Source organism: Corallococcus sp. AB030 (genome assembly GCF_003668965.1).
In the GTDB taxonomy this organism is placed as follows: Bacteria; Myxococcota; Myxococcia; order Myxococcales; family Myxococcaceae; genus Corallococcus; species Corallococcus exiguus.
The window spans coordinates 31,306-42,534 of the sequence record NZ_RAWQ01000028.1 but is presented as its reverse complement, the minus strand read 5'-3'; the positions used below and the strand labels follow the sequence as shown (position 1 = coordinate 42,534).

The 11,229-nt window shown below is 68.4% G+C and carries 8 protein-coding genes; 7 read left to right on the top strand and 1 reads right to left on the bottom strand.

The annotated features are described in order from the left end of the window. Positions 1–4 precede the first annotated feature (4 nt). Positions 5–658, bottom strand: coding sequence for a hypothetical protein (locus tag D7Y15_RS09980; protein ID WP_120576005.1), 654 nt, complete (start codon positions 656–658; stop codon positions 5–7). 294 nt (positions 659–952) lie between these two features. Here D7Y15_RS09980 and D7Y15_RS09975 point away from each other — a divergent pair, with 294 nt between their 5' ends. The 7 genes from D7Y15_RS09975 (at position 953) to D7Y15_RS09950 (ending at position 11,142) form a co-directional block, all read left to right on the top strand. Next, complete coding sequence (locus tag D7Y15_RS09975; protein ID WP_199745908.1) at positions 953–4,546, top strand: tetratricopeptide repeat protein; 3,594 nt, start codon at positions 953–955, stop codon at positions 4,544–4,546. Continuing rightward, positions 4,546–5,982 carry an adventurous gliding motility TPR repeat lipoprotein GltE gene (gene gltE, locus D7Y15_RS09970; protein ID WP_121752408.1) on the top strand — a complete coding sequence of 479 codons (1,437 nt, stop codon included), beginning with the start codon at positions 4,546–4,548 and terminating at the stop codon, positions 5,980–5,982. Before D7Y15_RS09975 ends, gltE begins: the two co-directional genes overlap by 1 nt. 142 nt (positions 5,983–6,124) lie before the next feature. Beyond that, positions 6,125–6,391: an adventurous gliding motility protein CglF gene (cglF, locus tag D7Y15_RS09965; protein ID WP_120576002.1), complete on the top strand. Its 267-nt coding sequence runs from the start codon at positions 6,125–6,127 to the stop codon at positions 6,389–6,391. Between the two features lie 85 nt (positions 6,392–6,476). Continuing rightward, on the top strand, positions 6,477–8,456 hold the full coding sequence (gltG, locus tag D7Y15_RS09960; RefSeq protein WP_120576029.1) for an adventurous gliding motility protein GltG: 1,980 nt from the start codon (positions 6,477–6,479) through the stop codon (positions 8,454–8,456). A 115-nt stretch (positions 8,457–8,571) separates the two neighbouring features. Continuing rightward, entirely contained in the window at positions 8,572–9,210 is a 639-nt protein-coding gene (cglE, locus tag D7Y15_RS09955) for an adventurous gliding motility protein CglE (RefSeq protein ID WP_120581664.1), read from the top strand. Between the two features lie 34 nt (positions 9,211–9,244). Beyond that, on the top strand, positions 9,245–9,442 hold the full coding sequence (locus D7Y15_RS45210) for a hypothetical protein (protein ID WP_167548190.1): 198 nt from the start codon (positions 9,245–9,247) through the stop codon (positions 9,440–9,442). Then, positions 9,409–11,142, top strand: a complete 1,734-nt coding sequence (locus tag D7Y15_RS09950; RefSeq protein ID WP_199745907.1) for a DEAD/DEAH box helicase — start codon at positions 9,409–9,411, stop codon at positions 11,140–11,142. Before D7Y15_RS45210 ends, D7Y15_RS09950 begins: the two co-directional genes overlap by 34 nt. The last annotated feature ends 87 nt before the right edge of the window (positions 11,143–11,229 follow it).

The following is an 11,229-nucleotide window of genomic DNA, read 5'->3' as shown; positions in this document are numbered from 1 at the left end:
CCCTTCAGGTTTCCTTCATGTCCAGCCGCCGTCTGACGGCCGCCTGGAGCCGGAAGCGCCGGGACACACGCCGCGCGCGGGCGGTCATCAGCTGTTGTTCACCGGTGCGCGCATCTCGCCACACCGTGCGTCGCTCCGAGAAGGGCAGGGCGCGCAGCAGCACCAGCAGCGCCCAGGCCTCCTGCTGATCCATGGCCGCGGGCTCGCGAGGCACGCACGCGAGCACCGTGTCCAGCAGCCGGTGCACCCGCGGCGCCATCGCGGCTTCGCGCTCCGTCAGCGCCCGCAGCGCCGCGCACAACCGCGCGTGCCGCACCTCTTCCCACGAACGGGCAGGGCGCTTCTTCGAGGAGGCCGCAGGCGCCTCTTCTCCCTGGCCCGCGGACAGGTCGCGGTACTTGCGGATCTCCGTCTCCACCTGGCGCCGGCACGCGCGCAGCGAACGCAGCACCGGCTCTCCGGGCCGCGCGTCCCACAGCGCCTTCTCCGCCGAACGCGAGATGCCGCGCGCCACGACCTCGAAGGGCACGCCCTCCCGGGCCCACGCGATGACGAGCTCGGTGTCCAGCGCGGACAACATCAGGCCCGCGCCGCGCACCGCGAGGAAGTAGTCCTGCACCAGCTCTTCGAAGCTGGCGCTCTCCGGCAGAAGACTCATGATCCGACAACCACTCCAGGCAGGGCGACCAGACGAACAGCCGCCAGCCTCCCATACCCGTTGGGGCAGCCGGTGCAACCTTCCTGTCGCTGTCTGGAGCGGTGATCGCGCACAGCGAAATTGAAGTTTTCCCGCTTGCTATCCAACGGACCGGACGTCCCGTCGTCTGGGTTGACCCGCCTTGCGCAAACCGCGCATAGTACGAGTCCCCTCATGGAAATTCCCGAAGATTCCCGGACACTTGCCAAGCAAGCAGGCATCCGTGGACACCGGTCACCCGCTCCTAGGAAGACCATGCGCCGCTCGCTACTCGTTTGCCTCGTTCTCCTGACTTCCATGGCTTCGGCCCAGGAGAAGAAAGCACTGCGCGACGCTGACCTGGGCAAGAAGTCCACCACCACCGTGGACAAGTCCCTCGCAGGCGACATCACGCGCCCGAAGGAAGCCCAGCAGGCCGCTCCCGCGCTTCAATATGATCAGTTCCGCCTGGGCGTGGAAGTGCAGGTCGCTTCCAAGCGCCGCGAACAGATCGAATCGCTGAGGAAGATCATCTCGCTGTCTCCTGATCAGAAGGAGGCTCCCAGCCTGCTGTTCCGCCTGGGCGAGCTCTACTGGGAGGAGTCGAAGTTCTTCTTCTTCGAAGCCAACCGGAAGGACGACGAGCTCATCGTCGCCATGAACCGCAACGACGCCGCGGCCCAGCAGAAGGCCAAGGCGGAGAAGGCGGAGTTGATGGCGAAGGTGAAGGAGAACGGCAAGTACGCCGTCGAGCAGTACACGAAGATCGTCCAGGAGTACCCGAAGTTCGAGCGCACGGACGAAGTGCTCTTCTTCCTCGGCCAGTACCTGATGGAGGACGGCCAGGACAAGAAGGCGCTCGTCGCGTTCAAGCGCCTGATTGAGAAGCACCCCACGTCCAAGTACATCCCGGACGCGTACTTCGCCTTCGGCGAGTACTACTTCAACAACTCCAAGGGCAAGCGCCCGGAGCTGGAGAAGGCGCTCGCCGCGTACAAGAAGGCCGCCGAGTTCCCGGAGAACCAAGTCTACGCCTTCGCCCTCTACAAGCAGGGCTGGTGCTACTTCAACATGGGCGAGTACGAGTCCGCGAAGGACAAGTACAAGACCGTGGTCCTCTACGGTGAGCTGGCTGGCGCCGCCGCCGTGGAGAAGGACGGCAAGTCCAAGGCGAAGGGCTCGCTGGTGCGTGAAGCGCGCGCCGACTACGTGCGCGCCTTCGCCCGCGAGGGTGACGTGACGCAGGCCCGCGCGGACTTCGGCAAGGTCGCCACCAATCCGGAAGACCGCTTCGCGATGATGAAGCAGCTCGCGAACCTGTACTACGGCGACGGCAAGGACCGCGAAGCGGCCATCACCTACAACTCGCTGATCAAGGAGAAGCCGCTGTCTCCGGAGGCCCCTGGCTTCCAGGGCAAGATCGTCGACTGCATCCTGCGCATGGGCAACAAGGAGCGCACCGTGGCCCAGGTGCGCCGGCTCGTGAAGATCATGAAGGACGTCGAGTCCTCCGGCGTCATCAAGGACGACAAGGACAAGAAGGCGCTGGCGGAGGCGAAGGAGCTGTCCGAGCGCACGCTCTCCAACCTCGCCGTCACCTGGCACAACGAGGGCAAGAAGACGCGCAGCGAGGAGACCTTCAAGTACGCGGACGCCGTGTACAGCGACTACCTCACGCTCTTCCCGGAGAACCCCAAGGCGTACGACCTGCGCTTCTTCTGGGCGGAGCTCCTCAACGACAACCTCCAGAACTTCGACAAGGCCGCCGCCAACTACACGCTCGTCGTCCTCCAGGACGCCAAGGTGCTGGAGGCCAAGGACGACAAGGGCAAGCCCAAGCCGGGCAAGCCGGGCAAGTGGCTGACCAACGCCTCCTACAACGCGGTGCTCGCCTACGACGAAGTCGTGAAGGCCGCTGAAGCGCGCGGCGAGGCCAAGTCCGAGTCCGCCGGCACGGACATCCAGAAGAAGATCGCCATCCCCACGCTGAAGAAGTCGCTGCTGGACGCGTGCGAGCGCTACCTCAAGTACGTCCCCAAGGGCGACAAGCGCGTGGAGATCGCCTTCAAGGCGGCGAACATCTACTACCGCCACAACCACTTCGACGAAGCGGTGCTGCGCTTCTCCGAAATCGCGCTCGGCTACCCCGAGTACAAGTTCGAGGACGGGCAGCGCGCCGCTGAAATCGCCGCCAACCTCATCCTCGACTCGTACAACCTGCTGGGCGACTTCGCGAAGGTCAACGAGTGGGCCCGCCGCTTCTACTCCAACGACAAGCTGGCCACCGGCAAGTTCCGCGACGACCTGGCGAAGCTCATCGAGCAGTCGTCGTTCAAGCTGGTCAGCCAGCTGGAGGAGAAGAAGGAGTTCTCCAAGGCGGCCGAGGCGTACCTGAACTTCGTCCACGACTTCCCGCAGACGGAGATCGCGGACCTGGCGCTCTACAACGCGTCCGTCGACTACTACAAGGCGAAGAGCCTGGATAAGGCCATCGAGGTCCGCAAGCGCCTGTTCGCGGAGTACCCCCGGTCCAAGTACGTGCCGGACTCCATCTACGCGAACGCGGAGGCGCTGGAGGCCATCGGTGACTTCGAGGAGGCTGCGGGCACCTACGAGCTCTACGTGCGCGGCTACGAGCGCAACCTGAACGAGAAGGGCGGCGCGCCGGCCGCGAAGGCCAAGGCGAAGAGCAAGGCCAAGGGCCGCGCGAAGCAGGCCTCCAACGACGACGGCCCCGCGAAGCCCGCGGTGGTGCAGAAGTGGGACGAGTCCAAGGCGCAGATCGCCCTGTTCAACGCGGCCACCTACCGCGAGGGCCTGGGCCAGCTGAAGGCCGCGCTCAAGAACCGCGAGCACTACATCGAGCTGTGGCCCAAGTCGAAGGACGCGGAGGCCGCCTTCCTGTCCGTCGTGGACCTGTACGTGAAGCAGGGCGCGTACATGAAGGCCATCAAGCTCCTGGAGGAGTACGAGCGCGACAACATGCGCTCCCAGAGCAAGTTCCTCATGGCCGAGGGCCGCATCGTCGACATCTACGCGAAGATGAAGAAGACGAACGACGTGCGCCGCATGAACAAGCGCATCTTCGAGTACTTCGACCAGCTGCCCCGCCGTCAGCAGACCTCGCTGGAGAAGCCCGCGCTGGCCGCCGCCGCGCAGGCGAACCTGCTGGCCATCGAGCCGGACTGGAACGAGTTCAAGCGCCTGAAGCTGTACTGGGGTGTGCCGCCGTCGCCGGAGCGCTTCAAGGGCTCGCTGGCCGACAAGGGCCGCGCGCTGGAGGTCGTCCAGAAGAAGTACGTGCAGACCGTGGCCCTGGGCGCCCCGGAGCCGGCCATCTGCGCGCTGCAGCGCATTGGCCTCGCGTATGACCACATGGCGGAGCTCGTCGTGAACGCGCCCATGCCGCGCGGCCTGGACGAGGAGTCGCAGCAGGCCCTGCGCGACGAGTTCGCCAACCAGGCCCAGCCGCTCAAGGACAAGGCCACGGAGGCCTTCTCCGGCGCGGTGGCCAAGAGCCGCGAGCTGGGCGTGTTCAACGACTGCGCCGCGGCGAGCCTGAAGATCCTCCGCACCACCTACGCGCCGGACCGCTACCCGGAGGTTCTGGAGGAGAAGCTCGCGCTGAAGAACAAGGAGCTGGTGCTGGGCGGCGACCTGCTGGCCGCCGTGCAGGACATCCCGCCCCCGGTCTCCAAGTCCGAGCCGGAGAAGCAGGCCAAGAGCGAGGCGCTCAACGAGGACCTGTCCGCGCTGACGAACGCGCTTCGCCAGCAGACCGAGTCCGAGGTCGCCAAGCCCGCCGCCGCGTCCAAGGACGGGGCCCCCAAGAAGACCGTTGATGATCAGGAGCCGGAGGACTTCCTCTAATGAATCGTCGCATGCACCCGTTCCGCCCCCTCCTGCTGGCCACGCTGGCGCTGACCGCCGTCGGTTGTTCCACCACCCAGACCGCGGCCCCGCCGCCCGTCGCCAAGCCCGTCGCCCCCACGGGCCCGGTGTCCATCTCCAACCGCGCCATGCTGCTGTTCGATGACGCGACGAAGTCCTTCGACGCGCAGAAGAAGGCGAAGGCCTTCGACTACCCGTCGCTGGAGCGCAAGTTCAAGGCCGCCCTGGAGGCGGACCAGAACCTGGCGGAGGCCGAGTACAACCTGGGCGTCATCGCCGAGCGCATGGGCAAGCCCGACGAGGCCAAGGCCCGCTACGCGTCCGCGCTCACCAAGAAGCCGTCCCTGCGCCAGGCGTCCGACAACCTGGCCATCATGAAGCAGAACGGCGGCGACGTGGCCGGCGCCGTGGCGCTCTACCAGGACGTGCTCACGCGCTACCCGGATGACGCGGGCTCGCGCGCGCGGCTCGCGGAGATCTACCGGCAGAACAACGACCACGACAAGGCGATGGAGCTGTCTCGCGCCGCGCTCATGCGCGACCCGATGAACACCAACGCCCTCAAGGTCATGATCCGCAGCTACCTGGATCGCAAGCAGCTGGCCATGGCGAAGCTCGTCGCGCTGCGCGCGGTGAAGCTGGACGGCACGGACCCCGAGCTGCACCAGGCCGTGGGCCTCATCCTCCTGAAGGAGGGCGACACCGAGGGCGCGCGCCTGCAGTTCAAGAGCGCCCTGGAGGCGAAGGCGGACTACGTGCCTGCGCACGTGGAGCTGGCCCAACTGGCGCTCAACGCGGAGGACTTCCCCGGCGCGGAGGAGCACCTGCGCCGCATCCTGCAGTCGGACGGCAAGAACGCCGCCGCGCACGTGGACCTGGGCATCGCGCTCAAGGGCCAGGGCCAGTACGACAAGGCCATGCAGGAGTACGACGAGGCGGAGAAGCTCAACCCCGACCTGGGCGCCACGTACCTCAACCGCGGCATCATCCTGCACAAGGTGAAGGACGCTCCCGAGCGCGCGGTGGAGCTCTACAAGAAGTACGTCGCGCTGGCCGGCGGCGAGGTCGCGATCAACGCGGAGGCGCCTGTCTTCGGCCTCATGCGCGAGGCGGAGAGCATCGTGCAGGCCAAGCGCGAGGCGTCAGCCGCGGAGGCCCAGGCCAAGCAGATGGAGGCGCTCCAGGCGCAGCAGCAGGCCGCGATGAAGGCGGAAGAGGCGAAGCAGAAGGGCCAGACGCCTCCGGGTGGAGCGACGCCCGCGTCCGGCACTGGCACCGCTCCGCAGGCCACGCCGGCCTCGGGCACGGGGGCGCAGCAGCCGGCCGCCACTCCGGCGGGTGGCACGCAGACGGCCCCTGCCCAGAAGAATGCAGCACCGGCGGACTCCGACGAGCCCACCGACGACCTGCTGTGATGTGGGAGACGCCCGCCAGTGGCTTCACGCTGGCGGCGCGGCTCGGGAAGATGCGAACCTTGTGGGCCCCTCGCTTTTCGAGGCGGGGGCCCACCATGCGGAAACACCAGTGGGCCTTGGGAAGGCCCCACGTGGAGGCAGGATGCGGAAGTGGCTGATGCTGTTGGTGACGCTGTCGGTGGCCCCGGCCTTCGCCCAGGACGAGGGCGGCAAGGCGGCGGGTGAGGGTGGCGGCGCCAGGATGCAGAAGACGACCAGCGTCGACTTCGAGGACGACACCATTGAAGGTGACCTCACGAAGCCGGATGGCGAGTACGTCGAGGCGCGCAAGACCGTGAAGCACTCGAACCTCATCCGCATCCGCGAAGACTTCGAGGACAAGGTGATGCAGTCCGTGGGCGAGCTGTAATCCCCCCACCACGGATTGAATCGACGGCGGGAACCTTCCGCCGGCACCGTTGTCCAAGAGCGCCAAAGCCTACCGGGAGCCCTCCATGGCCGTACCCCTGACACTCAAGGTCTTCAAGGGCGACACGTTGGTCGCCTCCAAGGACTACGAGCGCGACATCATCAAGATTGGTCGTCTTTCCTCCGCGCACCTGTGCCTTGAGGACGACAAGGTCAGCCGCATCCACTCCGTCATCGAAGTTGCCGCCGACGGCTCCATGTCCATCATCGACATGGGCAGCGTCGAAGGCACCTACGTCAACGGCAAGCGCGTCAACAAGGGGCAGGTCTCCTTCGGTGACGAGGTCCGCGTGGGTGGCACCACCATCCGCTTGGAGAACCCGGCCGCTGTCGCCGCGGTGAACCTGGCCGCCGCCGTTGCCCAGGCGGACGCGCCCACGGACAAGAACCCCACGGTCGCGCCGGTGGCCCCCGCCGCCGCCATCGCGCAGGCCGTGGCCGGGCCCGCTCCGGTGGTCGCGACGCCCGCGCCCGCCGCGACGCCGGCTCCGGCTCCCGTCGCCGCGCTGGATTCCTCCGTCGCGCCCACGCAGAAGAACGCCGTGGCGCCCGCGCGGGCTCCCAAGGCCCCCAAGGCTCCGGAGTCGGACGACGCGCACGAGGAGCAGGAAGCCGCGCCGCGCGTGCGCACCGTGCGCAAGACGAAGTCCAACGGCCCGCAGGGCGTGTCGCTGCGCCTGCTCTGGGGTGACCAGCGCGTGGGCGAGTTCTTCGTGCCCCCCGGCGCGAAGAAGGCCTTCACGGTCGGCAGCGCCAAGGGCGTGGACTTCGTGATGGGCGACGCCAAGCTGGGCGCCCCCACCTTCGAGGTCCTGCGCACCGACGGCCAGTCCTTCACCGTGCGCTTCGCGCGCAAGATGAAGGGCGAGCTCACCCGCAAGGGCGAGACGCTGGACCTGGAAGCGGTGATGGAGTCCGGCAAGGCCTCCCAGGACGGCGACGCCTACGGCCTCACGCTGGAAGCGGACGACTTCGTCTGGGTGGACCTGGGCGGCCTCACGCTGGAGGCGCAGTTCCAGCCGGTGCCCAAGCGCGTCGCCGTGCCGGTGGGCGAGAACATCGACTACACGGCGCTCAACATCTTCCTGGTGATGTTCTTCATCGGCACCGCGTTCGTCATCCACTCCATGAACCAGAGTGGGGAAGGGGACGAGTACGCGGATGAGCTCGCGGGCAACGACGCGCGCATCGCGAAGCTGATCATCAAGGCTCCGGAGACCCAGAAGAACAAGTTCCTGGAGAAGCTGAACCAGCAGAAGGAGAAGAAGTCGGGCGAGATGGCCCAGAAGCAGCGCAACGACGAAGGTCAGATGGGCAAGAAGGACGCGCCCAAGACCAACAACCGCGCGGCGCCCAAGGGCGACCCGAACAAGAAGGACGAGGCGCGCGCCCTCACCGCGAAGATCTTCGGCGGTGGCAAGGGCGGCATCTCCACCATCTTCGGCAAGTCGGGCCTGGGCGGTGAGCTCAAGAGCGCCATGGGCAACATGTTCGGCGCCAAGGCGGGCGACGCGGGCGGCTTCGGCGGCATGGGCCTGCGCGGCAGCGGCGGCGGTGGCGGCGGCACCGGTGACAGCATCGGCATCGGCGGCATCGGCACCAAGGGCCGTGGCGGCGGCAGCGGCAGCTACGGCACCGGCGTGGGCACGCTCGGCGGCAAGCAGAGCGTGGACGTGGGCATCACCTCGTCGGATCCGGAAGTGATGGGCTCGCTGGACAAGGAGCTCATCCGCCAGGTCATCCAGCGCAACCGCGGGCAGATCCGCTACTGCTACGAGAGCCTGCTCAACCGCTTCCCCAAGCTGGGCGGCAAGGTCTCCGTGAAGTTCGTCATCAGCGCCAACGGCTCGGTGGCCACGTCCAACGTCGCGCAGTCCACGGCGGGCAACTCGGACCTGGAGACCTGCGTGGCTGGCCGCGTGCGCACCTGGAAGTTCCCGGAGCCCAAGGGTGGAGGCTCCGTGATCGTCACCTACCCGTTCATCTTCAAGCAGGCCGGTGACTGACGTAGAATCAACACATCCGTTTCCCGCGCGGGCGGTCCTGTTCTCAGGGCTGCCCGCTTCTTCACTTCAACCTCCCGCCCCCGCGGGAGGACTGCCCCCCACCAGGCCGCCCTCCATGCAGAAAGTCCTTGCTCCTCTTGCCCTGAGCGCCGCGCTCCTCATTCCCGCGATGGCGGGCGCCCAGGACACCCCCAGCGCCGGTTCCGCGATGCAGGACCGGCCCGCGGTGACCTTCAACGAGGTCGAGCGCGGTGTGTACTTCGGCGTGTACGGCGGTCCGTCGTGGATCACCAACCCGCCCGCGGACTCCGGCCCGCGGCCCTTCTCCTCTGGCCAGATGGCCCAGGTGGAGCTGGGCGTGGACCTGGGTGAGCGCCTGTCCCTGGGCGTCTTCTTCATGGGCTCCGCCAACCGCGCGGGCGCCGAATACGTCGGCTATTCGCAGGGCGCCGCGTCCGGTGACTTCACCATGCTGGTTCCTGGCGCCGTGCTGCGCGCCCGCCTGGTGGGCTTCGCCGACAGCCAGGAGGTCAAGCGCACCTGGATCTACGCCCGTGCCGGCGTGGGCTACGCGATGTTCTCTCCCAAGAAGCTCCTCCCGGATTCCGACATTCTTGTGTTTGCCGGGCCCGGAGTGGAGTACTACACGCGGCTGCGCCACTTCTCGGTGGGGCTGGAGGTCGTGGGGAACTACCTCGCCTCCAAGGGCGCCTTCGGGTTCGCGGTGGCGCCCAACATTCGCTACGCGTTCTAGCGGGAGATTCACGTGGCTCAGGAGAATGGAAGCGGTGGATCGCGTCCGGGTGGACGCGGTCCGAACGGGGGCGCGCCGGGCCAGGGGCCCCGTCGTGACGGACCGGGAGGCTTCGGAGGTCGTGGCGGTCCTGGCGGTGGCCGGGGTGAAGGGCGCGGCCGGGGTGAAGGCCGTGGCCGTGATCGCGACGCGGGCCCGGTGGGGCCTGGCCAGCGTGTCATCGCCGAGCTGAGCGTCCTGGAGAAGGCTCTCTCCAAGAACGACTTCACTGCGGAGAAGGGTCCGCTGGAGGCCATTGTCCGCTCGCTGCGGACCATGAACCTCAAGTCGCTGGAGGACCTGGACCTCAACACGCGTGGCCGCCTCATCACCACGCTCCTGCGCGTGCAGCGCCAGTCCAAGCCGGCCCTGCCGGAAGCGGGCGCGGAAGCCGCGTCGCCGGAAGCGGGCGCCACCACCGAAGCAGCGCCCCCGGAGGCTCCGGCCGCCGAGGCTGCTGCTCCGGCCGAGGGTGCCGAGCCGGCCGAGGGTGCCGAGCCGACCGAAGGGAGCGCGCCCGCCGAGGCCGCCCCGTCGAAGCCGGCCGTGGACCCCGCGAAGGAGAAGTTCGACGGCTGGGTGGACGTGATGTCGCTGGTGGGCCGTGTCTGGCGCGCCGCGGGCGACGCGGACCGTTCCCAGGCGGCCTTCACGCTCAGCGGCCGTGAGCCGACGGCGGAGCCTTCGGCCCCGGCCCGTGAGGAGCGCGCCGAGCGTCCTCCTCGCGGTGACCGTCCGGAGCGCGGCGAGCGCCGGGACCGGGGTGAGCGCGGTGAGCGTCCTCCTCGTGGCGAGCGTCCGGAGCGCGGCGCGGCCGGTGAGCGGCGCGAGCGTCCTCCCCGGGCCGAGCGCCCCGAGCGTGGCGAGCGTCCTCCGCGCGGTGAGCGCCCCGAGCGCGCGCCGATGCCGGAGCTGACGGGCGACTGGAAGGAGCAGGCGACCCAGCTGGAAGGCATGGGCCGCACGCGCGACGCGGCGCGCCTGCACGAGCGCAACAACGGCTTCGCGGATGCCACCCGGCTGTTCGAGGCGGGCGGTGACCTGAAGAGCGCGCTGCGCACGGCGCTGTCCGGTCAGGACAACGACGCGGCCCGCCGCCTCGTGAGCACGCTGCCCGCGGAGCAGATTGGCCCCACGCTGGAGAAGGCCGGCGCGTACGAGTTGCTCATGGAGCACTACGTCGCCAAGGCCGACTTCGAGAACGTCGCACGCCTCTACGAGCGCGCGCGGCAGTTCGACCAGGCGGGCCTCGCGTACGAGCGCGCGAACAAGCTGACCCTGGCGCGCAAGGCGTACGAGCGCGCCCGGGACCTGGTCGGCGCCAACCGCATCCGGGGCCTGGAGGTGAAGGCCCTGGTGGAGCGCGGCGACCGTCTGGGCGCGGCGACCCTGCTGGTGGCCGTGGGGCAGCGGCGCGAGGCGGTGGAGGTGCTGAGCCCCCTGCCTCCTCCGAAGGCGTTCCACTTCATGCAGCGGCTCACCCTGGAGGACGAGGCCAAGGAGCTCGCGAAGCGCGAGCTGGCCCGCGCCGAACAGGAGCAGAAGCCCGCCGGCCGCGCCCGGTGGCTGGAGCTGCTGGGTGACATCGCCGCAGCCGCGGAGACGTGGACGCAGGCGGGCCGCAAGGACAAGGCGCTGCCCCTCTACGAGAAGCTCGGTGGGGAGCACCTGCCCCGCGCCGCGCAGCTCGCGGAGGAGCTGCAGCAGCGTGACAAGGCCGTCGCCCTGTACACGCAGCTCAACGACAGCGCCGGCGTGGAGCGCGCGAAGGCCCTCCCCGAGGCCCCCGCGACGCCCCCCGCAGGCAGCCAGCCGGAAGCCGGTGACGACGCTGATTCCGCGGCGTCGCCGACGGAAAATGCTTCCTCGGCTGGCGAGCAAGAAAGCCAATAATTCCCGCCGGTTGACGGGTTTTGCATGATTGCCCGGGGGCGCCCGCGGCCGGTACACTCCGGTCGCTGGCGCCCTCGTTTCATTCCC

Excerpts from the sequence above, each read along its gene's own strand:
- gltG (WP_120576029.1), top strand. The coding sequence starts at position 6,477 with ATGGCCGTACCCCTGACACTCAAGGTCTTCAAGGGCGACACGTTGGTC.
- cglE (WP_120581664.1), top strand. The coding sequence starts at position 8,572 with ATGCAGAAAGTCCTTGCTCCTCTTGCCCTGAGCGCCGCGCTCCTCATT.
- cglF (WP_120576002.1), top strand. The coding sequence starts at position 6,125 with ATGCGGAAGTGGCTGATGCTGTTGGTGACGCTGTCGGTGGCCCCGGCC.
- D7Y15_RS09975 (WP_199745908.1), top strand. The coding sequence starts at position 953 with ATGCGCCGCTCGCTACTCGTTTGCCTCGTTCTCCTGACTTCCATGGCT.
- gltE (WP_121752408.1), top strand. The coding sequence starts at position 4,546 with ATGAATCGTCGCATGCACCCGTTCCGCCCCCTCCTGCTGGCCACGCTG.
- D7Y15_RS09980 (WP_120576005.1), bottom strand. The coding sequence starts at position 658 with ATGAGTCTTCTGCCGGAGAGCGCCAGCTTCGAAGAGCTGGTGCAGGAC.